This window comes from Vibrio sp. RE88 (assembly GCF_013113835.1).
Lineage (GTDB): Bacteria > Pseudomonadota > Gammaproteobacteria > Enterobacterales > Vibrionaceae > Vibrio.
Genome location: NZ_VTYQ01000012.1, coordinates 46,425 through 69,388 on the forward strand (window position 1 = coordinate 46,425; position 22,964 = coordinate 69,388).

The window sequence follows — 22,964 nt, forward strand, 5'->3', positions numbered from 1 at the left end:
CCTCAAAAAAACTGAGGCTATTTTACTGACTCAACGATGTTTAGTCATCTCTTGCCATGCCATTAATCACAATATTGTTGTAGCTCACCATCCCTATAACCTGACCGTTTTCAACCACAGGTGCTCGACTGATACCAAAGCGCTCAAACAAACGTGCGCAATATTTCACGTTCATGTCAGGATCCACCGACAAAGCTGGTTTTGTCATGATCTCATAAATATTAATCCGATCCGGCGAGCGATTCTTTGCCAATACTTTTTTCGCAATATCATTCATTAGCACCAGACCGAACTCATCATCTTCGTTACGCTTGTTCACGACCAAGGCTTTCACTTCATGGCTACGTGCCAACTGAATGCCTTCTCTGACGGTTGTCAGGCCATCAATCATGACGTAAGTACTCGCCATCACATCGCGTACCCGGATTTTTTCATGACTGCTCATAATTCGTCCTCTACTACTTTGGTTAGTTTTTCCACCTGATGAGCAACGCCGACTGCATCTTCAATGTCGATCTGTACCGCTATTCCCTGCCCCGACTCCTGATCAAACTCGCCAACGTCACTGATGGTCTCAAGAATATGACGAGAAAGGTGCTCTTCGACAACGAACAGCACTACGTCTTTTTGCACTTCCAGTGTCAGGCCAAAAAAGGTGCGCTTCTTATTCAAGCCTTCACCTCTGGCGTGATTGATGACGGTAGCACCCGTGGCGCCTGCATTTCTGGCCGCGTCCAGTACCGTTTCAGTTTTACTGTCTTCGACAAAAGCCAGTATCAATTTAAAGCGCATTTTCACTATCCTCCTGCGTCGACTCCTTGTTAAGCCAACGAGTGATTTGGGCATAGCCCATAACAGAAATCATTGGGAACAAACTGGCAAAAGCAATCAGTCCAAAACCATCAATCATGGGGTTTCTTCCCGGAACGGTAGAAGCCAGCCCTAACCCTAAAGCAGCGACCAAAGGCACGGTAACGGTGGATGTCGTGACACCGCCAGAATCGTAGGCCAACGGGACAATCAACTTAGGGGCATAAAAGGTTTGGATAACAACCACAATGTAGCCAGCGATAATGTAGTAATGAATTGGGTCACCAACTACGATCCGATAGCTCCCTAAGGAGATACCAATCGCCACTCCTAAAGCCACGGCGATGCGTAAGCCGTTCACACTGATTGAACCACCTGAGACTTGGTTAGCCTTAATAGCGACAGCAATCAAAGAAGGCTCAGCAATCGTCGTACTAAAGCCAATACAGAACGCGAATAAATACACCCAGTAGTAGTCCTGCCACCCGATAGCGCCCGACACACTGGCTCTAAATTCTTGTAAAAAAGCAGGTGCCGTCAATTGCGTCGCCATCGTTTCCCCAAGTGGAAACAACGCCAGCTCTAAACCAATGAGAAATAAAGATAAGCCAAGAATCACGTACCCGAATCCAAGCAACACTTTAGGTAGATTAGTCACCGGACGGCGTAATACTGCAAACTGAAAGCCGAAAATAATCGATGCAATGGGGATGACATCGCTAATGGTGCCAAGGAAAGTGTCAACAAAATGCGACCATTCAATCATGCCACCACCATTCCATAAACCATCACAAACATCATAGGTAGCAAGGACGCAAAGGCGATTAACCCAAAGCCATCTATCATCGGGTTGCGACCTTTAATGGCCGATGCAAGCCCAACGCCGAGCGCCGTCACCAAAGGTACAGTGATGGTTGATGTGGTCACGCCGCCAGAGTCGTATGCCACACCAATAATGGCGTCTGGTGCAAACATGGTCAGTACGACAACCCCAATGTATCCGCCGATGATCATGTATTGAATGGACCACCCTTTAAGAATTCGAAGTACTCCTAGCATGATGGCTATCCCGACCGATAAGGCGACGGTGTAGCGCAAACCATTGGCATAATCGTCCTTCGCCATTTCCCCAGAAGCAATCATCCCCCCCTCAGCCGCAACTTCTGCCGCTTCATCGGCTACCGCAGTGAGTGCAGGCTCGGCGACTGTAGTACCAAAGCCCAAACAAAAGGCGAAAATCATCAACCAAAACACGCTGCCCTTGCGAGCAAACGCCTGTGCCATCGACTCACCAATAGGAAACAGACCCATCTCCAGCCCAAAGATAAAAAACGTCAACCCCATGACAACCAGCATCAGGCCGAACAGTATCGATAACATATTGGGTAATGGCTCTTGCAGTACCACCAGCTGAAAAAAAGCAATTACGGCAACGATTGGCAACAAATCCCTCATGCTGCCCAAGAACGCTTTTAGCAGCGCAGTAATTGCCTGCATAGAAACCTCTTTATCTGTGAAGTACTTGTTTATGATGACAAATGGAATACACGGTTGATGTGACTCGCATTGCGGGATGACCAACAAAAGTAACAAAATGTTAATTTTGTGATAATCGTTAGTTTTGCATAATCAGTGATCCTAATCGCTGCTAACTCGCTATAATTACTAGAATTACCATAAATGCCACCTGAGTAATCTGGCATTTATGGAGGAGCAAAGGAGAGCGGAATGAAAGTACTACTCACTGGTGGCACAGGTTTTATTGGCAGGGAATTGCTGAAACACTTCACAACGTATGAAGTCGTTCTGCTCACCCGTTCTCCCGCCAAAGCAAAAGCGGCCGTCAACCATGCTGATTTAGGCAACATCACCTATCTATCAGACTTAGAGCAGTACCATGACCTCAATGAATTCGATGCCATTGTCAATCTAGCGGGTGAGCCCATCGCTGATAAGCGCTGGAATGAACAACAAAAAGAAACCATTTGCAAAAGCCGTTGGGCTATCACCGAAAAAATCGTTGATTTGATCCATGCCAGCACATCTCCCCCCTCCGTGTTTATCAGCGGTTCTGCGGTTGGGTATTATGGCGACCAACAAGACCACCCTTTCGATGAAGGGCTGCACGTTCATCACGAAGGATTCCCTCACCACGTTTGCGCAAGGTGGGAACAGATCGCTAATCGAGCTCGATCTGAATCCACCCGAGTATGCATACTCAGAACAGGGGTCGTACTAGGACAAGACGGTGGGGCACTGGAAAAAATGCTACTGCCTTATAAGCTTGGCCTAGGTGGGCCAATCGGCAATGGCCGACAATACATGCCATGGATACATATGCTGGACATGGTTCGCGGTATTGTCTATTTACTTGAAACAGAACACGCACACGGTGAATTTAACTTATGTGCACCTCACCCCGTGACCAACAAGCAGTTTAGCCAAACATTGGCGAAATCACTCAAACGCCCTCACCTTTTGTTTACCCCCAAATGGGCTCTGCGTTTGGCTATGGGGGAAAGTTCAGTATTGCTGTTTGATAGTATTCGAGCTAAGCCCAAAAAGCTTACGGAGCTCGGATTTCGTTTCAGTTACTCCCGATTAGAGCCCGCTCTGAAAAATCTATTACAACATCATGAATAATCTTTTACTCTAAGCCATCTCCGTTGCGCTAGAAGAAAGGATCTCATGTCTAAATCTATACTCATCACTGGTTGTTCGACCGGTATTGGTTACGTTTGTGCGCACGCACTCCACCAAAAAGGCTATCAAGTCATTGCGTCATGTCGACATACCGATGATGTTGAACGCCTGCGCAACGAAGGGCTAACGTGCATACAGCTAGATCTGGCTGATAGTGACAGCATTTCAAGCGGGGTTAAAAAGGCACTAGAACTGACGAACGGCAAGCTTGGTGCTCTGTTTAACAATGGGGCTTATGGTCAACCGGGTGCGTTGGAGGATCTCCCCACTCAAGCTTTAAGAGAACAGTTTGAAACCAACTTTTTTGGCTGGCATCAGCTAGTATGCGAGATTTTACCGGTTTTGCGCCAGAATGGGCACGGCAGAATTATTCAAAACAGTTCCGTTCTTGGCTTTGCAGCGATGAAATATAGAGGCGCGTATAACGCTTCCAAGTTTGCGCTTGAAGGTTGGACAGACACACTTCGATTAGAGCTGCACAACAGCGACATTCACATTAGCCTGATAGAGCCGGGGCCAATAGAGACTGAATTCAGAAAAAATGCGCTGCAAGCATTTCTAAAGTGGATTGATATCAAAGACAGCGTCCATCATCAGCAATACCAAGATCAATTACAGCGCTTAGAAAAAGAGTCTTCTAACAACTCGTTTGTTTTACCCGCTGAATCATGTATAGCGCCTCTTCTGCATGCACTAGAATCAGACAAACCTAAAATTCGCTACAGAGTCACCACACCAACCAAAGTGTTTGCCGTGTTAAAACGGTTACTGCCTAGCCGATTATTGGATGGTATTTTGCGACGCGCTGCCTAAAAATAAATCACCGAGTGTAATTTTTTCGTAACAATAAGACGCTAATTTACACCCTGAAGTTGTTCACTTCATGACCTCATTTAAGCGTTACATTCGGTAAAAGACATGACATTGAACCAGTTAAACTGGCTAAGTGTGGGTGTTGCGCTAACATTGTTTATCGTTTTATAAACACCTTCGCTTGCATTAGGCAGCAATCACACCGCTTTCATAAGCGGTGTTTTTGTATCTGCTATTCCCTTGATATCTATAGCAACCGCCCATATGTTTGTTGTATCCAACTCTTTGCAAGGAATCACCAAATGCAATCTCCTTTTATTGTGGAACTGAGCGAACAGAACTTCCGTCAAGTACTGGAAGGCTCAATGCAAACGCCCGTACTTATTCATTTCTGGGCCCCAATGAGCCAAGAAAGCACTCAAATTATTCCCGAGCTGCAAAATCTTGCTCAACAATATAATGGAGCGTTCACACTGGCATTACTCAACTGCGAACAAGAGCAGATGATCGCAAGCCAGTTTGGTGTACAAGCTCTGCCCACCATTGCATTGTTTGTGAATGGTCAGCCTGTCGATGGCTTAGGCGGCCCTCAAGAGCTCCCTGCGATTCAAGCTATGCTAGCCAAGCATCTACCAAGCCAAGACGAGCTTAATCTAAAACAAGCCGTAGAATTTCTTCAAGCAGGCCAGCACGCTCAGGCTTTAGCGCTTCTTCAGGCATTGCCAGATGAGCTCAAACATAAAGGCGACGTAAAACTCGCTTTAGCAGACTGCTTACTAGAAACTCAGAGCTTTGATCAGGCTAAAGCCTTGCTAGATACCATCCCTATGGAATATCAGGACAACTACTACAAAGGCTTAGTAGCAAAACTGGAGCTGCACGACCAAGCGGCGAACAGCCCTGAAATCCAGTCTCTTGAGAATGCGTTGAAAGAAAATCCAGCGGATGCCAAAAACGCCGCAGAACTGGCACTGAGCTACCATCAAGTTAATCGTGACGAAGAAGCACTCGAATTACTATGGACTTTCTTACGCAGTGATTTAAATGCTCTTGATGGCGACATGAAAAAGCACTTTATGGACATTCTCGCAGCACTAGGTCAGGGAAACCCAATTGCCGCGAAGTATCGTCGACAGCTCTACTCCGTACTCTATTAGTCTTCCTTATAAATCACCTTTAAAGCCGGCATGTCCGGCTTTAATTTTGCGCGAATTTAGCACTGGTTCTCATTTATGTCATTGTGCTGCCACATGAATTAAGCAACAATCGACATAATAACTTATACAAGGACTCAGATATGGCTATCGACTCTCTCATTACCATCGGCATTTTTCTCATTGTCGCTATTGCGTTCATCATGGCAGGCGTCAAGACTGTACCTCAGGGTAACCACTGGACCGTCGAGCGTTTTGGCCGCTACACCTTGACTCTAAAACCAGGCCTGAACATCATCATTCCTTTTATTGACGGTATAGGTCATAAAATCAATATGATGGAGCGCGTGTTAGACATCCCCGCTCAGGAAGTTATTTCTAAAGATAACGCTAACGTCACCATCGATGCCGTCTGTTTTGTCCAAGTGGTCGATGCAGCGAAAGCCGCGTATGAAGTTAACGACCTAGAACACGCTATTCGTAACCTTACACTGACTAATATCCGTACCGTCCTAGGCTCTATGGAGCTTGATGAGATGCTGAGTCAACGTGATATGATCAACAGCAAATTACTGTCTATTGTTGATGAAGCAACCAACCCTTGGGGTGTGAAAGTAACACGGATTGAAATCAAAGATGTGCAGCCACCAGCGGATCTAACCGCCGCCATGAATGCTCAAATGAAAGCAGAACGTAACAAGCGTGCTGAGATATTAGAAGCTGAAGGTATTCGTCAGGCGGAGATCTTAAGAGCCGAAGGCCAGAAGCAATCGGAGATTTTGAAGGCGGAAGGTGATAAACAAGCCGCGATACTTCAAGCAGAGGCTCGTGAACGAGCAGCTGAAGCCGAAGCGAGAGCAACAACTATGGTATCGGAAGCGATTGCCCAAGGTGACATGCAGGCTGTGAATTACTTCATTGCCCAAGGCTATACGGACGCATTGCGGGCGATTGGCCAAGCCGAAAATGGCAAGATTATCATGCTACCACTTGAGGCATCGGGGCTGATGGGTTCCGTGGCTGGTATCGCAGAAATGTTCAAGCATAAATCCGATCAAAATAAATAGAGGTGCTCTTGTTCGAATTACTCGATTCTCTCAATTATTGGCACTGGCTAGCCTTCGGGCTAGCTTTACTGGCTGTGGAACTGCTTGGTACTGCTGGCTACTTTCTTTGGCTGGGTTTGTCAGCTTTAATCGTCGGCCTACTACTTACTTTACTTCCGATGAGTTGGCAACTGCAGTGGATTGCGTTCAGTGTATTTTCGCTTATGACAACTTGGTTATGGTGGAGACGACAGTTTAAGAAGGACTCCTCCGACGATCTAAACCGAGACTTAAACCAGAAGCAAAAACAACTCATTGGTCAGACAGTTCTGGTTGAAGAAAACCTAGCACCAGGAAAGCATCGCATAAAAGTGGGGGATACCACCTGGTCAGCACAAACTGAACAGGCGATATCCGCAGGTACACTCGTAGAAATAACCCAAGTGAACGGTATTATTCTCACTATAGAAGAAAAAAAATAATCTCTATCTCAGGCTCTTTGTCTTAACAAAGAGCCTTTTTTCTTCTAGAAACGCTTCCCTTGAAGTAACAAGTGATAGTATTCAAATGCTTAGCGTATTATTGTCTTGAATTAAGTTGCTATTTATACCGACAAATAGCAATAATCAAACTCAACCTTCTCATTTCAAACAAAATAACATTCTAACCATATCATTTAGTTATTAATTCATTTCCCACAAAAAGTAAGAGTTATTTATTAAAGAAAATTTTAAATAACTAAACTTTTTTTTGATCTTTCATCGTTAAGCGACATACTGATAAATATCTCTTTAATGGGATTTTTAGTGAGGTGTTTATTATGAAATATTTCGTTGCGTTAGCATGTAGTCTTATTTTTAGTTTTTCGGTAGCAGCACAATCACCCGTAGGAAGCACTGCTTCGGGCCCAATAGTGAAATGTGAATTAAGTTCAGGGGTAGTTGAACGCATGCCAATCGTTATATGTGAAAATAGCGATGGTACGGTAATGAGATGAAAAAAGGAGCCTTTCGGCTCCTTCTCTTTTTATAATTCTAGCAGTTGTTTAATGACTGTTTTTCTTTCTTCTTTCGTTGCTTTCCCATACCAGTAACCAAACATTTCTTGTTGCTTGGAATCGGTTGTAAGCGTCAATTTGGTTGAGTTGCGATTTTCAACCGCCCAGCTCAATAGATCATCACGTTGTTCTTTTGGCGTTTGCTCAAACCAATATTGCGTCATCTCTATCGCTTTTGAAGACGAGCTGTGCGCCACAGAAGTCGCAGCAGCAACAGGAGCAGCTACCACAGCCGGAGCTACATTAGAATTGGCGCTGTTCACAATAGCTTCAATGTAACCCGAAGGGATAGAGAAAGTAATGTTATTCGCATTCGACGCGGTCACATCAAATTTAAGATCTTGATACGGCTGCTGTGCGAGAAGCTGGCTAGACACTGGAAATCTGACATACTGAGTTTGAGTACATACATCACTACAGGTTTCCGCTGATGCAGCGTAAGGCTTTAGAGCAACCTCTTTATTGCTACCTTCAACCATTACTGTTTTAAATTCGTTATAGTTTTTAAAGTACTGTAATTCCATTTTAATAAAAGAATCTGGTACGTTTTTTTTCTGTGTTGGAGTTACATAATTCAGCTCTAATGATGACTTCACCAACTGACTACCGTTCACTTCAAGTGCATCCGGCGTTAGTGATTTACCAACAATAATTTGATAGTTCTGTTTCGATTCAACTCGTTTTACTGCATCGGTAAAATCGCTTGTTGAATCTAACGTAGTACAACCTACCATCAATAAAGGAAGTGACGCTAAAATAATTTTCTTCATATAAACCACCCTGGAAATTACTCCGTTATATACTATTCGAATTACCCTTTATCTTCAGGCTCTACCTCTCAATACAACAAACGCTGGCCAATAATGACCAGCGTATTTTATTAAGAACTAAATTGGGAAACTCTTAGAAACCGTACTCTAGACCAACACGAACAACAAATGTTTCTGTGTTTGTTAAACCATCTGAAGAAAGGATATCACGCTGGGCAATACGTACGTAAGGTACAAAACCATTATGAACGTACATCAGCTGACCAGATACAACGTTGTCTTCGTTATTCGTCTTAACGCCATCAGCTTCTGAGTCCATATTCGCTGCGTAACCTAGCTTGAAGCCCCATGGCCCTGTCCAGTATTGGCCAATAACAGAATATGAAGCCTGCTCTGATTTTGCACCACCTTGCTCATCAGACTCACCTGCTTTATATGCACCAGAAATACCAAAACCTGCAGGAAGAGATGCTTCAAAGCCGACTAGGTAACCAAACGTATCAGCCAGAGTACCAGCATCAGCATCAGTTTGACGATCCGTTTCAGTTTCCAGTGCAGCATGGAAAGTTAAGCTGTCATTCAGACGATAGTGCGCGGCAGCACCGTAGAAGTAGTTATCTTTTACGCTTGCATCACCACGACCAGTCGCCAGATTGAAAGTGAAACCGTTGTAATCAACTGAATCGTAGCGTGCCATATCACCATGACGGTCACGGTTGTATTTCACATCACCGCCCCAGTCCCATACAGCGCCTAGGCCTGGGTTTGCGTAAGGCCAGTCAATTACTTCATACATAGGCGTCAGCATACGACCAAAGCGTACTTTACCCCAATCGCCTTTTAGGCCAAGGAACGTATCACGGTTACCCAGTGATGCACCGTCGCCATTTTCACCAACGTAGCCAGACTCAATCTGCATGAAAACATTTACGTTTTCGTACATATCCTTGCTTGCACGGAAACCAATGCGTGATTCGTTTTCGTAGTCATAGCCTGTACCAGTATCTTTAGTAACACCTGCTTTCGTCTCTTCAGAGTCGTAGTTTACGATTGAGATCGCTGCCACACCGTAAGCTTGAACATTGAAGTCAGAGATAATACCAACCTGAGATGATTCAGCTGCTAATGCACCTGTAGAAACCATCGCCACTGCTGCACCAAGAAGAGTGCGTTTGAACATTTTTTCCATGGAAGAACTCCTAAAAATGGATATAGCTGTTTTTGTTGTTCTCACCTTAAGTTGGCCGCCGAAGGGAGAATCATTTCCTATGACGAAAGCAAAAGATTAATCATTAATTTCTCACTTTCTAATTCTGCATACACCCGGTGTATCCATGGCCTTAAGACTAACTTCGCGACAAAAAACATCAATCAGAACTTAATTTCTAAATAAAAAAATATGACCAGCTACAAATTTTTCTAAACATAGTGATCAAGATCCAATTACCCTAATGATAATCAAAACAAAAACAACAAAATCATTAAAAATCAAAATCTTAAATATAAAAACAGATAAATTAACTTTGAAGTGACTCGCATAAAGATAATGGAAAAGGGAACTTTCTCAGTTATAAGATCTTGATCACTGCATTAATTTTGGCCTCTACAACCGTTAAAAACATCAGTATTTTTGCCACAAAAAAAAACCACCCATATGGGTGGCTTTTTACCATTGTAATTAGATTTAGATGAGATCGACTAAGTCCTGCTCTGTTTTAATTTCTATGCCTAGTTCTTGTGCTTTGGCCAGTTTAGAGCCTGCATTTTCGCCAGCAAATAAAATGTCTGTTTTCTTACTCACACTCCCCGTCACTTTCGCACCTAGCGCCTGCAGTGCAGCTTTTGCATCATTTCTAGATAACTGTGACAAAGAACCAGTAAGAACCACCGTTTTTCCAGCTAAAGGCTGAGGAGTGTCTTCACTCTGCTCTTCAATCTCAGGCCATTCTATCCCTTGGTCGAGAAGATCTTGGATGACTTGCTGGTTTTTATCCTGTGCAAAGAAAGCAATAACATGGCTGGCAACGATGTCACCAATATCAGAGACCTCAATAAGCTGCTCGTGATTAGCAGCTTTTACTGCATCCAAATTTTTAAAGTGCTGAGCGAGATTCGCTGCTGTGGCTTCGCCGACTTCTCGAATGCCAAGGGAATAGAGGAATCGAGGTAGCGTTGTCAACTTAGCTTTGTTTAACGCATCAACAACATTCTGCGCCGATTTCGGACCCATACGATCTAGGACGGTTATCACCCCCGCCGATAACTTGAATAAGTCTGCTGGTGTTTCAACCATCTCACGGTCCACGAGCTGTTCAATCACCTTCTCTCCAAGTCCGTCAACATCAAGAGCTTTGCGCGACACAAAGTGTTTAAGGGCTTCCTTGCGTTGCGCCTGACACACTAAGCCGCCAGAGCAACGAGCAACCGCTTCACCTTCAACACGCTCCACTTCTGAGCTACACACAGGGCACTGTTCAGGGAATACGATGTCGCGAGCATTATCTGGTCGACGCTCTTCAATCACAGAAACAATTTGTGGAATCACGTCTCCTGCACGACGAATGATGACGCTATCGCCAACTTTCACGCCAAGGCGTTCAATCTCATCCGCATTGTGCAATGTTGCGTTACTGACCGTCACACCGCCAACAAACACGGGTTCCAGTTTGGCAACAGGTGTAATCGCTCCAGTACGTCCAACTTGGAACTCAACATCATTCAGCAAGGTGATCTCTTCTTGCGCAGGAAACTTGTAAGCAATCGCCCAACGTGGCGCTCTAGCGACGAAGCCTAACTGTTCTTGCAATGCAATATCGTCGACTTTAATCACAATCCCATCGATTTCATAAGGTAAGGCTTCTCGACGCTCTAGAATGTCCTGATAGTAAGCTTTTACTTCGGTCAAATTAGCAACTCGACGGGTTTCAGGGCACATTGGCAGCCCCCAGCCTTTAAGTTGCAGAAAGCGCTCATAGTGGCTTTCAGACAATGCTGTGCCTTCCACAACACCAACGCTGTATGCGTAGAAGCTAAGAGGGCGTGTGGCGGTAATACGGGAATCCAGTTGGCGCAGACTGCCTGCTGCTGCATTACGTGGATTCACAAAGACTTTCTCGCCCTTTTTCTGGGCTTGCTGGTTCAATTTGTCGAAGCCTTCTTTTGGCATGAAGACCTCACCACGTACCTCGATACGTTGCGGCCAACCTTGACCACTCAACTTCAGAGGGATCGATTTGATAGTACGAACATTCTCAGTAATGTTCTCACCCGTAGTTCCGTCACCGCGAGTTGCAGCCTGAACTAAGATACCATTTTCATACAATAAGCTGACGGCTAAGCCATCTAGCTTAGGCTCACAACAAAAGACATTGAATTCTGCCGTTGGAATACGATCAGACATGCGCTTGTGAAAACTTTCTAGCTCTTCATCATCGAAAGCGTTGTCCAGAGACAGCATCGGAATTTCGTGCGCCACTGACTGAAATCCGTCAAGCGGTTGCCCGCCGACTCGCTGACTAGGAGAGTCGATAGTCACCAAATCTGGATGTTCAGCCTCAAGCTCCAATAACTCACGCATCAGGCGATCATATTCCGCATCAGGAACTTCAGGATTGTCTTCCACATAGTACTTAACTCCGTGGTAATGGAGCGTCTCGCGTAATTGATTGAGTCTTTCTTGAATCTCTTGTGACATAACTAACTCTGTACTTAATCATTTTAACGACCGATATCATATCGATGTCGGGATATAATTTGCAGGAGTATGAACAGGCTTTGTCTGGTTCGCAACTGTGCCATGTTCAAAAAAGAAAGGCTCCGGATTCGGAGCCTTGATTGAATTATGGATAACTTAAGCAGTTTCTGCCGTTTTGAAACTCTGAATCTGCGCTCGGTATGCATCCAGACGGTTTGGTGTCATTAAGTTGCGGGCATCATCGAGCACATTCGCGCCTAAATCATCGGCAATCTGCTGAGCTGTTTTTAGCATCAACTTAAAGTTCTGCTCTGGATCACCGTAGCAAGGTAACGTCATGAAGAATGAGATACCTTTAGTTGTGAACTCCGCTGGATCTGTATGCTCAAGCGTACCGGGTTGCATCATATTGGCAACGCTAAACAACACCTTGCCTGTCCCGGAGAGGTCTGAGTGACGATGGAAGATGTCCATTTCGCCGTAAAGCAGGCCATTTTGCTGCATGCTATCAAACAACTTAGTTCCAACAAACGGCTCGCTTCCCGCGCAATGAACGTTAAGCACAATCACTTGCATTTCCGGCTCAGCGGCGGCAACTTCAGGTTCTACAGGTTCGTTGACTTCTGGCAAAGGCTCAGCGTCATCCGAGGCTACCACTGGCTCCACACTCGCTTCAATATCATCCAACGCTTTGGTAGAAATTGATGGCACGTCTAGATCAGGCTCTTCGATCACCTTTTTCTCAACTTTATCAGAAGGCAACTCAGGCTGAGATTGAGGCTCAAGAGCAACGTCTGGCTCAACATAACCATCGATCAGTGGATCGGCTGTGAGTTTCTCTTCAGCGAAATCGGGTTCTTTGCGCTCTTTACGAATGATTTCAAAATCGTCTTCGGGTGCAAATGCGCGCTCTGGCATCGCCTCAGGATCATCCTCTTTATCGGCATCCAATTTACGAAGAGGCTTACTGCCAAATTTGGCCTTTCCTTCTTTTTTGCTTGTCCATAAACCGTGGAACAATAGCGCTGCTATTGCTAAAGCTCCGACAATTATGAGTACAAATCGCAATTCCTGCATTTTTCGCTCTCAAATTACTCGATATACCTAGCCCGTAAACCAACTTATCGAATTTGGTTAAACCTTTCTATAAGTAACTCTACCAAAACTCTCCCCTGTTTTAGAACAACTTAATGTGAGAAGTTCACGCAATGTTGTGATTTTGAACACGCTTTTTTCTTGTTAAGATAAAAAGCGTTCGATTTTACACCACCAACAGTCAGGGCTTATGAATTCAAACATACAACAACGATCCGGTTTTGGTTACTTCTTCTACGGACTTGAACTCGCAGTCAAGCCCGGTATCCGTCAATTTGTTCTGCTTCCTTTATTAGCAAATGTCTTGCTTGTGGGTGGTGCGCTGTTTTATCTGTTTTCTAACTTAGATATTTGGATAGATCAGTTAATGGGGCAACTACCCGGATTTCTTTCTTGGTTGAGTTACATATTGTGGCCTTTGCTGGTACTCACCATACTTGCCACCTTCTCCTACTTCTTTAGTACGCTGGCTAATTTCGTTGCCGCACCATTTAACGGTTTATTGGCCGAAAAAGTCGAAGAACACCTGACAGGCAAAACCGTCAACGACGATGGGATGTTAGCCGTAGTCAAAGATACTCCGCGTATTCTTGCTCGCGAATGGAAAAAGCTACTTTATGTTTTGCCAAAAGCCATCGGCCTGTTCATTTTGCTTCTGATTCCCGCTTTGGGTCAGACGCTTGGACCAATTCTATGGTTTGGGTTTACGGCTTGGATGCTGGCCGTCCAGTACTGCGATTACCCATTTGACAATCACAAAGTGCCTTTTAACGAAATGCGTAACAGTTTGAAACAAAAACAAGGTAAGGCATACAGCTTTGGGGCTTTGGTGGCTATCTTTACCACCATCCCGATCTTAAACCTTATCGTGATGCCCGTTGCAGTCTGTGGTGCGACAGCAATTTGGGTCGCAGAGTTCAAGCGTTGATCAACAAATAGTGCATGTTAGGTGAATAACATGCACTTCATCCCATTCTAATAAGTTATAACTTTTTAATCCTTCTCTAGAATTTTTAGCTAGCCTACTCTTCTATCCACGCACTCTATAATGAGCACACAGATTACCAGCTTGTCGCTCTCAGCTTTCTAAAGACCGATAAGCTTTTAACAGATGAAGGATCACGACATGAGCAAAATCTACGAAGATAACTCTCTTACCATCGGTAACACGCCATTGGTACGCCTGAACAAAGTCAGTAAAGGTAAAGTACTGGCGAAAATTGAAGCTCGTAACCCTAGCTTCAGTGTGAAGTGCCGTATCGGTGCCAACATGATTTGGGAAGCAGAAAAAGCTGGTACGTTGAAGCCAGGCGTAGAGCTTGTTGAACCAACCAGTGGTAACACAGGTATTGCTCTTGCTTTCGTTGCAGCGGCTCGTGGCTACAAACTCACATTGACGATGCCTGAGTCTATGAGTCTTGAACGTCGTAAACTGCTGAAAGCGCTAGGTGCCAACCTTGAGCTGACAGAAGCAGCAAAAGGCATGAAGGGCGCGATCGCTAAAGCAGAAGAAATTGTTGCGGCTAACCCAGACAAATATCTACTTCTTCAGCAATTCAACAACCCTGCAAACCCTCAGATTCACGAAAAAACCACAGGTCCTGAGATCTGGGAAGCGACTGATGGCGAAGTTGACGTATTCGTTGCAGGTGTAGGTACAGGCGGTACTATCACAGGTACAAGCCGATACATTAAAGGCGAGAAAGGTAAGAACATTGTTTCTGTAGCTGTTGAGCCAGCAGAATCACCGGTCATTGCACAGGCACTTGCAGGCGAAGAAATCCAACCTGCACCACACAAAATTCAAGGTATCGGCGCTGGTTTCATCCCTGGTAACCTAGATTTAGAGCTTTTGGACCGTGTAGAGTCAGTCACTTCTGAAGAAGCTATCGAAATGGCACGCCGACTAATGGAAGAGGAAGGCATTCTGGCTGGTATCTCTTCTGGCGCAGCCGTTGTTGCCGCAAACCGATTGGCAGAACTACCTGAATTTGAAGGAAAAACTATCGTAACCGTACTTCCTAGCTCAGGTGAGCGCTACTTGAGTACAGCACTGTTTGCGGGCATCTTTACAGAGAAAGAGAACCAACAGTAATTCGTAGCCAAATCAATTTTTCGTCTAAAAAAGCCCCTTTATGGGGCTTTTTTGTTGATCCCTGCCTCACCTTTGGTAATATCAGGGCAGTTTTATTTTTAGCTTCAAAATAAAAGCTAAATAAGAATTTCTCCCAGTGATGAGATCCAGCACAGATTGGAATCATGACTGGAAAATTTGCAATCAGTATCAACTATGACACTAAATGAATATTGTGTATTTGGCACAAGGTGACGTTCAGGGTTAAGCTGAATCTGATTTAGAAACTATCAAAATATAAATCAATTGGGGTATATAACATGTACGAGAAGCAAGTAGAAATCACTGCAGAAAACGGTCTTCACACTCGTCCAGCTGCACAGTTTGTTAAAGAAGCAAAAGGCTTTGACGCAGACATCACTGTGACTTCTAACGGTAAAAGCGCTAGCGCGAAAAGCCTGTTCAAACTTCAAACTCTTGGCCTAGTAAAAGGTACACAAGTTACTATCTCAGCTGAGGGCCCTCAAGCTCAACAAGCTGTTGACCACCTAGTTGCTCTAATGGATCAACTACACTAATCCGGTCTCCTATTTTCAAAGCCATTTTGTGAAAGCAAAATGGCTTTGTTGGAAATAGGCCAAGATATAAGCTACACATTATCGTTAGCGCACCCATATTTTCTCCCGTTTAAAGTTGACCAATTTAAGGTAAGGCTATGATTTCAGGCATCCTAGCATCTCCAGGTATTGCTATTGGTAAAGCACTACTCCTTCAAGAAGATGAAATTGTCCTAAACACTCACTCAATTACTGATGCTCAAGTAGACGCAGAAGTAGCTCGCTTTTTTGACGCACGTAACAAATCAGCAGCTCAGCTTGAAACGATCAAGCAGAAAGCCCTTGAAACATTCGGTGAAGAGAAAGAAGCGATCTTTGAAGGTCACATCATGCTTCTTGAAGATGAAGAGCTAGAAGAAGAAATCCTAGCACTGATCAAAAACGACAAGATGCACGCCGATAACGCGATTCACACGGTTATCGAAGAACAAGCGACCGCGCTTGAATCTCTAGACGACGAATATCTAAAGGAACGTGCAACGGATATCCGTGATATCGGTACACGTTTTGTTAAAAATGCTCTTGGCATCAATATCGTTTCACTTAGCGATATCAACGAAGAAGTAATTCTGGTCGCTTACGACCTCACACCATCAGAAACAGCGCAAATCAACCTAGACTATGTTCTTGGTTTTGCTTGTGACATCGGCGGTCGTACTTCTCATACTTCAATCATGGCACGCTCGCTTGAGCTTCCGGCTATCGTTGGTACTAACGACATCACTAAGCAAGTTAAGAACGGCGACATGCTAATTCTTGATGCGATGAACAACAAAATCGTTATCAACCCATCAGACGCTGAACTAGAAGAAGCAAAAGCGGTGAAAGCTGCATTCCTTGCTGAAAAAGAAGAGCTAGCCAAGCTAAAAGATCTCCACGCAGAGACCACTGACGGTCACCGTGTAGAAGTGTGCGGTAACATTGGTACAGTTAAAGACTGTGATGGCATCATCCGTAATGGCGGTGAAGGTGTTGGTCTGTACCGTACTGAATTCCTATTCATGGACCGTGATGCACTTCCTACTGAGGAAGAGCAGTACCAAGCGTACAAAGACGTTGCAGAGGCAATGAACGGTGAGTCGGTAATTATCCGCACTATGGATATCGGTGGTGATAAAGATCTTCCATACATGGATCTACCACAAGAGATGAACCCATTCCTAGGCTGGCGCGCAGTTCGTATCAGCTTGGATCGTCGTGAAATCCTACGTGACCAGCTACGCGGCATCCTACGTGCTTCTGCACACGGAAAACTGCGTATTATGTTCCCAATGATCATCTCTGTAGAAGAAATCCGTGAACTGAAGAAAGCGATCGAAGAGTACAAAGCAGAACTTCGTGCGGAAGGTCTAGCATTCGACGAAAACATCGAAATCGGTGTAATGGTGGAGACTCCAGCAGCCGCTGCTATCGCGCACCACCTAGCGAAAGAAGTCGCATTCTTCTCTATCGGTACTAACGATCTTACTCAGTACACGCTAGCAGTAGACCGTGGTAACGAGATGATCTCACACCTATACAACCCACTGTCTCCAGCTGTACTGACCGTAATCAAACAAGTGATTGATGCTTCTCACGCTGAAGGTAAGTGGACTGGTATGTGTGGTGAGCTTGCTGGCGATGAGCGTGCAACACTTCTACTTCTAGGTATGGGTCTGGATGAGTTCTCTATGAGCGGCATCTCTATTCCTAAAGTGAAGAAAGTGATTCGTAACTCGAACTTTGCAGAAGTAAAAGCAATGGCGGAAGAAGCACTTTCTCTACCAACAGCGGCAGAAATTGAAGCCGTTGTAGAAAAATTCATCGCAGAGAAAACTCAATAATTGACTGATACCATTAAGATAGACGGCTAAAAATAGTCGTCTATCTTGTGAGATTGGTATACTATAATTCGACAGAATTAAATAAAACGTTAGGAGCATGACACAATGGGTCTGTTTGACAAACTTAAGAAGCTAGTATCTGACGACAGTGCTGACGCAGGTGCAATTGAAATCATCGCGCCTCTGTCTGGTGAAATCGTAAACATCGAAGATGTGCCAGATGTCGTTTTCGCTGAGAAAATCGTTGGTGACGGTATTGCTATCAAACCTGCTGGCAGCAAAATGGTAGCTCCTGTAAACGGTACAATCGGTAAGATCTTTGAAACTAACCACGCATTCTCAATTGAGTCTGACGACGGTGTAGAGCTATTCGTTCACTTCGGTATCGACACTGTTGAACTAAAAGGCGAAGGCTTCAAGCGTATTGCAGAAGAAGGTCAAACAGTTAAAGCTGGCGACACTATTATCGAGTTCGATCTAGCGCTTCTAGAAGAGAAAGCAAAATCAACTCTAACGCCTGTCGTTATCTCTAACATGGACGAAATCAAAGAACTGAACAAACTATCTGGTTCAGTATCTGTGGGTGAAACACCAGTCCTACGCGTAACTAAGTAATTTTTACTTAGCCAAATACCAAAAAACGCAGCGACTCAGCTGCGTTTTTTATTGCCTCTCTCTTGGGTTATTTTAGCCCCAACGCATATTTCAACACCTGACTTTTTAACGGACCAGCATTCTCAGCCACTTTCAATGCCGCGTTGCGGACAAATTTCAGTGGAGCCAGATCGTTACTAAAACTCTTGTAGAAAAAATCCATTCCCGATTGCATAAGAAGGTTATCAGGGCGGCGTTTGCGTTCGTAGAGCTTGAGCGCTTCCTGCGAAAAATGCGTTTTTCCATCCGTCACTTCAAGTAGCGCTTCCACATCTTTAAAGCCAATATTCACCCCCTGCCCTGCCAGCGGGTTTATAGTATGCGCCGAATCGCCGGCAAGCACACAACCAAGCGCTGAATAGGACTGCGCGTGTCGTCGGGTTAGAGGAAATGAGCCAGCTTGAAGCACTTTAATATCGCCTAATTCGGCAGGGAAATGACTCAGAACTTCTTGCCTTAGCTGCTCATTGGTCATAGAGCACAGCTGTTTGATTCGCTGAGGAGAATCGTACCAGACCAATGCTCCCTGATTACCACATAACGGAAGAAACGAACGCGGTCCTGATGGTGTAAATTGCTGCCAAGTAATGTCTTGCTGTGGAAGTTCAGTCTCCACATTGATCAACATGCAATGTTGGCGATAATCCCATGCCGTCACGCCAATCCCAGCCAGAGCTCTAACCTGAGAATTTGCTCCATCAGCCCCCACAACTAGGTCAGCCTGAAAGGACTGACCGGAACTTAAGCTTACAGAGCAAGGTTGACCAAACTCAATATGCTCTAATCGGTCTGGGCAGCAAAGTGTGATATTAGAATAACGTTCAAATTCCCCCCACAGCCCCAACTGAATCAGGCGGTTTTCGACAATGTAGCCAAGTCTATCCATATTTAGCGCATCAGCATGAAAACGGGTTCTGCATTCTGGATGTTCCCAAGTTTCAAGCCTGCGATAAGGACAAACTCGCATCTTTGATGTTGCCTGCCATGCACCCAGATCTTCCAATATCGAGACAGAATGCTCTGAGATCGCCGAAACTCGAATATCCATCGGCTGCTCTGCTGAAAACGGCTGAGGAGCCGCACCTTCTACGACAACAACGGTTCTGCCTTGCTTGGCGAAACCGATCGCAATCGCCGCACCAACCATACCGCCACCGATAACGGCAACATCATATCTGGTCATAATTTGTACTTTATTTGTTGATTATCTGGCTGATTTTCATTGTACTTTTTCATTACTAAAATGTAACTAAAAACCTCAACACAGATAAGGGCAAATCCCTTGCATTACATAGGATTTAACTGAATGTGTGACAGCACTAGTCAGTAGGTTTTTAAAGCAGTACAATACGCCGCTTACCGCCGAGAGGGCGGCTAAAATATAGTCAACCACATGAGATATGCAGCGTTGGCACTGTTCCACACTGGGCGATTTGCTCCCTTAATTTAAACTAACGATCGAGCGAACAACATGAGTAAAAAACTGCTAATTAAAACCTGGGGCTGCCAGATGAACGAATACGATTCGTCTAAAATGGCCGATCTACTGAATGCTGCTAACGGCTATGAGCTGACAGAAGAACCAGAAGAAGCAGACGTACTACTACTGAATACCTGTTCTATCCGCGAAAAAGCACAAGAAAAGGTATTCCACCAGCTAGGTCGTTGGAAAACCCTCAAAGACAAAAAAGAAGGCGTTGTCATTGGCGTGGGAGGCTGTGTAGCCACTCAGGAAGGTGACCACATTCGCGAGCGTGCGCCGTTCGTTGACGTTATCTTTGGCCCTCAAACATTGCACCGTCTGCCTGAAATGATCAAGCAATCACAAAGTAATGAAGCGCCTGTCATGGATATCTCTTTCCCTGAGATCGAGAAATTCGACCGTCTACCAGAACCTCGTGCAGAAGGCGCAACCGCGTTTGTTTCCATCATGGAAGGTTGTTCGAAGTACTGTACCTACTGTGTTGTTCCGTACACGCGTGGTGAAGAAGTCAGCCGCCCGATGGATGACGTTCTGTTCGAAATTGCGCAGCTAGCAGAGCAAGGTGTTCGTGAAGTAAACCTTCTCGGCCAGAACGTGAACGCATACCGTGGTCCAACACACGAAGGTGATATCTGTAGCTTTGCTGAGCTACTTCGCCTTGTCGCTTCGATTGATGGTATCGACCGTATTCGTTTCACCACCAGTCACCCACTTGAGTTCACCGATGACATTATTGCCGTTTACGAAGACACGCCTGAGCTGGTGAGCTTCCTGCACCTACCAGTGCAAAGTGGCAGTGACCGCATCCTAACGATGATGAAGCGCCCACACACTGGTATCGAATACAAGTCGATTATCCGTAAACTGCGTAAAGCGCGTCCTGATATCCAAATCAGCTCTGACTTTATCGTCGGTTTCCCGGGTGAATCCGATATGGACCACCAAGCAACAATGAAGCTGATCAAAGATGTCGATTTCGACATGAGCTTCAGCTTTATCTTCTCTCCGCGCCCAGGTACACCAGCTGCCGATTACCCATGTGATCTGTCAGAGCAGACCAAGAAAGAGCGCCTGTACGAACTTCAGCAAACAGTGAATGCGCAAGCGATGCGTTTCTCTCGTCTAATGCTGGGTACAGAACAACGCGTTTTGGTTGAAGGTCCTTCGAAAAAGAATCTAATGGAGCTTCGCGCACGTACTGAGAACAACCGTGTTGTGAACTTCGAAGGTAATGCTGAGCTCATCGGGCAATTTGTCGATGTAAAAATTACTGACGTTTTCGCGAACTCATTACGTGGTGAAATTGTACGTACAGAAAAAGACATGGATCTGCGTACCGTGATTTCGCCAACTCAGATGATGGCAAAAACAAAACGCGAAGATGAGCTAGGTGTAGCAACCTTTACGCCTTAAGCTTGAAAATACCTGTCTGAGTGACCATCTTAGATATAGGTATATAAAGCCATTGGAAGCCCGGTCTAAATCGGGCTTCTGGGAAATGGCCAATAATGAGAGGCAACTTTGAGCAATAAAATTGTGACTCTAGAGATTGATCTAGAACCTTCTGACAACCGCCGCCTAGCGAGTCTGTGCGGTCCTTTCGATGACAACATCAAACACTTAGAACGCCGTTTAGGTGTCGAAATCAGCTACCGAGGCAACTTCTTTACCATCGTTGGTAAACCTCATACCTCAGCGGCTGCGCTGGAAATCATCAAAACCCTTTACGTCAATACTGCGCCTGTTCGCGGCAATATTCCAGATATTGAACCAGAAGAGATTCATCTGGCGATCAAAGAGACCGGCGTACTTGAACAAGACACTGAGTCCAATCTTGAGCACGGTAAAGAAGTCTTCATCAAGACCAAGAAGGGCGTGATTAAACCACGTACACCGAATCAAGCTCAGTATCTGGTCAATATGGTCACGCATGACATCTCTTTCGGTATTGGCCCAGCCGGTACAGGTAAGACGTACCTTGCCGTTGCTGCAGCCGTAGATGCTCTAGAGCGTCAAGAGATTCGTCGTATTCTACTAACACGTCCTGCTGTTGAAGCGGGCGAAAAGCTGGGCTTTCTCCCAGGTGACCTAAGCCAAAAAGTCGACCCGTATCTACGTCCACTCTACGACGCGCTTTTCGAGATGCTTGGCTTTGAAAAAGTCGAAAAACTGATTGAGCGTAACGTCATTGAAGTAGCACCGCTAGCTTATATGCGTGGTCGTACACTGAATGACGCTTTTATCATTCTCGATGAAAGTCAGAACACCACTGTAGAGCAGATGAAGATGTTCCTGACTCGTATCGGTTTTAACTCCCGCGCAGTCATCACTGGTGACGTTACTCAGATTGATTTACCGCGCGGCGCAAAATCAGGCCTTCGCCATGCGATTGAAGTGCTTAATGAAGTGGATGAAATCAGCTTTAACTTCTTCCAGTCTGACGACGTCGTTCGACACCCAGTGGTTGCACGTATCGTCAATGCCTATGAGAAGTGGGAAGCGCAAGATCAAAAAGAGCGTAAAGAGTACGAGAAGCGCCGTCGTGAAGAGCGCGAAGCAAAACTTCAGGAAGCGCCAGCGACTCAACCTACTGTGACTCCGGAGACGAAACCGTCATGAGCATCGAACTAGATCTTCAATTAGCAGTCGAAGATGAAAAAGGCTTACCAAGCTTTGAAGATGTTCATCTCTGGTTAAGTTCTGCTGTAGCAAAGTTTCAGCCTCAAGCCGAAGTTACTGTTCGTATCGTCGATGAGCAAGAAAGCCACCAGCTTAACCATGACTATCGCGGCAAGGACAAACCAACCAATGTGTTGTCTTTTCCTTTCGAAGCACCTCCGGGTATTGAAATGAATTTGCTGGGTGATCTGATCATTTGTAAACAGGTGGTTGAGCAAGAAGCCGATCAGCAATCTAAGCCATTGATGGCACACTGGGCGCATATGGTTGTACATGGTAGCCTGCATCTGCTAGGTTATGATCATATCGAGGATGACGAAGCCGAAGAGATGGAGTCCCTCGAAACAGAAATCATGCTGGGTATGGGGTTTGAAGACCCATACATAGCTGAAAAAGAGTCACCTTAGGGTCACTCGCATGTGAGGGTTTGAGAGTTCATTATTTACCTCTCTCATGCCCTCAACGTGAGCTATCACACTTCTGATAGCGTTA

Annotated in this window: 22 protein-coding genes; 13 read left to right on the forward strand and 9 right to left on the reverse strand. The window is 45.1% G+C overall.

Going from position 1 to position 22,964, the window contains the following annotated elements:
* Window positions 1-40 precede the first annotated feature (40 nt).
* From F0265_RS21395 to F0265_RS21410, 4 genes are read right to left on the reverse strand one after another with little or no spacing between them, the layout of a single operon-like run.
* Window positions 41-445, reverse strand: coding sequence for a CBS domain-containing protein (locus tag F0265_RS21395; protein WP_171750294.1), 405 nt, complete (start codon window positions 443-445; stop codon window positions 41-43).
* Window positions 442-792, reverse strand: coding sequence for a P-II family nitrogen regulator (locus F0265_RS21400; RefSeq protein ID WP_043008947.1), 351 nt, complete (start codon window positions 790-792; stop codon window positions 442-444). The genes F0265_RS21395 and F0265_RS21400 overlap by 4 nt, the downstream gene beginning before the upstream one ends.
* Window positions 782-1,576, reverse strand: coding sequence for a DUF1538 domain-containing protein (locus F0265_RS21405; protein WP_171750295.1), 795 nt, complete (start codon window positions 1,574-1,576; stop codon window positions 782-784). The genes F0265_RS21400 and F0265_RS21405 overlap by 11 nt, the downstream gene beginning before the upstream one ends.
* The gene (locus F0265_RS21410) at window positions 1,573-2,307 is read right to left on the reverse strand and encodes a DUF1538 domain-containing protein (RefSeq protein WP_171750296.1); all 735 of its coding nucleotides are present in this window, start codon (window positions 2,305-2,307) and stop codon (window positions 1,573-1,575) included. Before F0265_RS21410 ends, F0265_RS21405 begins: the two co-directional genes overlap by 4 nt.
* 231 nt (window positions 2,308-2,538) lie before the next feature.
* On the opposite strand from F0265_RS21410, the gene F0265_RS21415 reads away from it, so the two are divergent.
* The 5 genes from F0265_RS21415 to F0265_RS21435 all read left to right on the forward strand — a co-directional run bounded on the left by F0265_RS21415 (window position 2,539) and on the right by F0265_RS21435 (window position 7,008).
* Window positions 2,539-3,453, forward strand: coding sequence for a TIGR01777 family oxidoreductase (locus F0265_RS21415; protein WP_171750297.1), 915 nt, complete (start codon window positions 2,539-2,541; stop codon window positions 3,451-3,453).
* Between the two features lie 45 nt (window positions 3,454-3,498).
* Complete coding sequence (locus F0265_RS21420) at window positions 3,499-4,326, forward strand: SDR family oxidoreductase (RefSeq protein WP_171750298.1); 828 nt, start codon at window positions 3,499-3,501, stop codon at window positions 4,324-4,326.
* Window positions 4,327-4,628: 302 nt separating this feature from the next.
* Window positions 4,629-5,483, forward strand: coding sequence for a co-chaperone YbbN (locus F0265_RS21425; protein WP_171750299.1), 855 nt, complete (start codon window positions 4,629-4,631; stop codon window positions 5,481-5,483).
* A gap of 140 nt (window positions 5,484-5,623) precedes the next feature.
* Window positions 5,624-6,547, forward strand: a complete 924-nt coding sequence (locus F0265_RS21430) for an SPFH domain-containing protein (protein WP_019274732.1) — start codon at window positions 5,624-5,626, stop codon at window positions 6,545-6,547.
* An 8-nt stretch (window positions 6,548-6,555) separates the two neighbouring features.
* Window positions 6,556-7,008, forward strand: a complete 453-nt coding sequence (locus F0265_RS21435; RefSeq protein WP_171750300.1) for an NfeD family protein — start codon at window positions 6,556-6,558, stop codon at window positions 7,006-7,008.
* A 544-nt stretch (window positions 7,009-7,552) separates the two neighbouring features.
* Here F0265_RS21435 and F0265_RS21440 read toward each other — a convergent pair.
* From F0265_RS21440 to zipA, 4 genes are all read right to left on the reverse strand, one after another.
* A complete protein-coding gene (locus F0265_RS21440; protein ID WP_171750301.1) occupies window positions 7,553-8,353 on the reverse strand; it encodes a DUF2057 domain-containing protein in 801 nt (266 codons plus the stop codon).
* A 133-nt stretch (window positions 8,354-8,486) separates the two neighbouring features.
* Window positions 8,487-9,542: a porin gene (locus tag F0265_RS21445; protein ID WP_171750302.1), complete on the reverse strand. Its 1,056-nt coding sequence runs from the start codon at window positions 9,540-9,542 to the stop codon at window positions 8,487-8,489.
* A gap of 495 nt (window positions 9,543-10,037) precedes the next feature.
* Window positions 10,038-12,047 (reverse strand): NAD-dependent DNA ligase LigA, encoded by a 2,010-nt coding sequence (ligA, locus tag F0265_RS21450; protein ID WP_171750303.1) that lies wholly within the window; start codon window positions 12,045-12,047, stop codon window positions 10,038-10,040.
* A 156-nt stretch (window positions 12,048-12,203) separates the two neighbouring features.
* Window positions 12,204-13,124, reverse strand: coding sequence for a cell division protein ZipA (gene zipA / locus F0265_RS21455; RefSeq protein WP_171750304.1), 921 nt, complete (start codon window positions 13,122-13,124; stop codon window positions 12,204-12,206).
* Window positions 13,125-13,332: 208 nt separating this feature from the next.
* Between zipA and cysZ the strand changes: the two genes are divergently transcribed.
* From cysZ to crr, 5 genes are all read left to right on the forward strand, one after another.
* Window positions 13,333-14,070, forward strand: coding sequence for a sulfate transporter CysZ (gene cysZ, locus F0265_RS21460; RefSeq protein WP_171750305.1), 738 nt, complete (start codon window positions 13,333-13,335; stop codon window positions 14,068-14,070).
* A gap of 198 nt (window positions 14,071-14,268) precedes the next feature.
* Window positions 14,269-15,237 carry a cysteine synthase A gene (gene cysK / locus F0265_RS21465; RefSeq protein WP_006957372.1) on the forward strand — a complete coding sequence of 323 codons (969 nt, stop codon included), beginning with the start codon at window positions 14,269-14,271 and terminating at the stop codon, window positions 15,235-15,237.
* A gap of 299 nt (window positions 15,238-15,536) precedes the next feature.
* Window positions 15,537-15,794 carry an HPr family phosphocarrier protein gene (locus tag F0265_RS21470; RefSeq protein ID WP_006957371.1) on the forward strand — a complete coding sequence of 86 codons (258 nt, stop codon included), beginning with the start codon at window positions 15,537-15,539 and terminating at the stop codon, window positions 15,792-15,794.
* 137 nt (window positions 15,795-15,931) lie between these two features.
* Window positions 15,932-17,656 (forward strand): phosphoenolpyruvate-protein phosphotransferase PtsI, encoded by a 1,725-nt coding sequence (gene ptsI, locus F0265_RS21475; protein WP_171750306.1) that lies wholly within the window; start codon window positions 15,932-15,934, stop codon window positions 17,654-17,656.
* A 105-nt stretch (window positions 17,657-17,761) separates the two neighbouring features.
* Window positions 17,762-18,271 (forward strand): PTS glucose transporter subunit IIA, encoded by a 510-nt coding sequence (crr, locus tag F0265_RS21480; RefSeq protein WP_006957369.1) that lies wholly within the window; start codon window positions 17,762-17,764, stop codon window positions 18,269-18,271.
* Between the two features lie 67 nt (window positions 18,272-18,338).
* Here crr and F0265_RS21485 read toward each other — a convergent pair whose 3' ends face one another.
* Complete coding sequence (locus F0265_RS21485) at window positions 18,339-19,493, reverse strand: 2-octaprenyl-3-methyl-6-methoxy-1,4-benzoquinol hydroxylase (protein WP_171750307.1); 1,155 nt, start codon at window positions 19,491-19,493, stop codon at window positions 18,339-18,341.
* A 288-nt stretch (window positions 19,494-19,781) separates the two neighbouring features.
* Here F0265_RS21485 and miaB point away from each other — a divergent pair, with 288 nt between their 5' ends.
* The 3 genes from miaB to ybeY all read left to right on the forward strand — a co-directional run bounded on the left by miaB (window position 19,782) and on the right by ybeY (window position 22,879).
* Window positions 19,782-21,206 carry a tRNA (N6-isopentenyl adenosine(37)-C2)-methylthiotransferase MiaB gene (gene miaB / locus F0265_RS21490; RefSeq protein WP_006957367.1) on the forward strand — a complete coding sequence of 475 codons (1,425 nt, stop codon included), beginning with the start codon at window positions 19,782-19,784 and terminating at the stop codon, window positions 21,204-21,206.
* A 108-nt stretch (window positions 21,207-21,314) separates the two neighbouring features.
* Window positions 21,315-22,412 (forward strand): PhoH family protein, encoded by a 1,098-nt coding sequence (locus tag F0265_RS21495; protein ID WP_019277799.1) that lies wholly within the window; start codon window positions 21,315-21,317, stop codon window positions 22,410-22,412.
* The gene (gene ybeY, locus F0265_RS21500) at window positions 22,409-22,879 is read left to right on the forward strand and encodes an rRNA maturation RNase YbeY (RefSeq protein ID WP_171750308.1); all 471 of its coding nucleotides are present in this window, start codon (window positions 22,409-22,411) and stop codon (window positions 22,877-22,879) included. Before F0265_RS21495 ends, ybeY begins: the two co-directional genes overlap by 4 nt.
* The last annotated feature ends 85 nt before the right edge of the window (window positions 22,880-22,964 follow it).

Bases quoted from the DNA above. Each gene is read 5' to 3' on its own strand.
- F0265_RS21445 (WP_171750302.1), bottom strand. From the start codon at position 9,542: ATGGAAAAAATGTTCAAACGCACTCTTCTTGGTGCAGCAGTGGCGATG.
- ptsI (WP_171750306.1), top strand. From the start codon at position 15,932: ATGATTTCAGGCATCCTAGCATCTCCAGGTATTGCTATTGGTAAAGCA.
- F0265_RS21430 (WP_019274732.1), top strand. From the start codon at position 5,624: ATGGCTATCGACTCTCTCATTACCATCGGCATTTTTCTCATTGTCGCT.
- miaB (WP_006957367.1), top strand. From the start codon at position 19,782: ATGAGTAAAAAACTGCTAATTAAAACCTGGGGCTGCCAGATGAACGAA.
- F0265_RS21395 (WP_171750294.1), bottom strand. From the start codon at position 445: ATGAGCAGTCATGAAAAAATCCGGGTACGCGATGTGATGGCGAGTACT.
- F0265_RS21470 (WP_006957371.1), top strand. From the start codon at position 15,537: ATGTACGAGAAGCAAGTAGAAATCACTGCAGAAAACGGTCTTCACACT.
- F0265_RS21425 (WP_171750299.1), top strand. From the start codon at position 4,629: ATGCAATCTCCTTTTATTGTGGAACTGAGCGAACAGAACTTCCGTCAA.
- F0265_RS21420 (WP_171750298.1), top strand. From the start codon at position 3,499: ATGTCTAAATCTATACTCATCACTGGTTGTTCGACCGGTATTGGTTAC.
- cysZ (WP_171750305.1), top strand. From the start codon at position 13,333: ATGAATTCAAACATACAACAACGATCCGGTTTTGGTTACTTCTTCTAC.
- cysK (WP_006957372.1), top strand. From the start codon at position 14,269: ATGAGCAAAATCTACGAAGATAACTCTCTTACCATCGGTAACACGCCA.
- F0265_RS21410 (WP_171750296.1), bottom strand. From the start codon at position 2,307: ATGCAGGCAATTACTGCGCTGCTAAAAGCGTTCTTGGGCAGCATGAGG.
- crr (WP_006957369.1), top strand. From the start codon at position 17,762: ATGGGTCTGTTTGACAAACTTAAGAAGCTAGTATCTGACGACAGTGCT.
- F0265_RS21440 (WP_171750301.1), bottom strand. From the start codon at position 8,353: ATGAAGAAAATTATTTTAGCGTCACTTCCTTTATTGATGGTAGGTTGT.
- F0265_RS21400 (WP_043008947.1), bottom strand. From the start codon at position 792: ATGCGCTTTAAATTGATACTGGCTTTTGTCGAAGACAGTAAAACTGAA.
- ligA (WP_171750303.1), bottom strand. From the start codon at position 12,047: ATGTCACAAGAGATTCAAGAAAGACTCAATCAATTACGCGAGACGCTC.
- zipA (WP_171750304.1), bottom strand. From the start codon at position 13,124: ATGCAGGAATTGCGATTTGTACTCATAATTGTCGGAGCTTTAGCAATA.
- F0265_RS21485 (WP_171750307.1), bottom strand. From the start codon at position 19,493: ATGACCAGATATGATGTTGCCGTTATCGGTGGCGGTATGGTTGGTGCG.
- ybeY (WP_171750308.1), top strand. From the start codon at position 22,409: ATGAGCATCGAACTAGATCTTCAATTAGCAGTCGAAGATGAAAAAGGC.
- F0265_RS21405 (WP_171750295.1), bottom strand. From the start codon at position 1,576: ATGATTGAATGGTCGCATTTTGTTGACACTTTCCTTGGCACCATTAGC.
- F0265_RS21415 (WP_171750297.1), top strand. From the start codon at position 2,539: ATGAAAGTACTACTCACTGGTGGCACAGGTTTTATTGGCAGGGAATTG.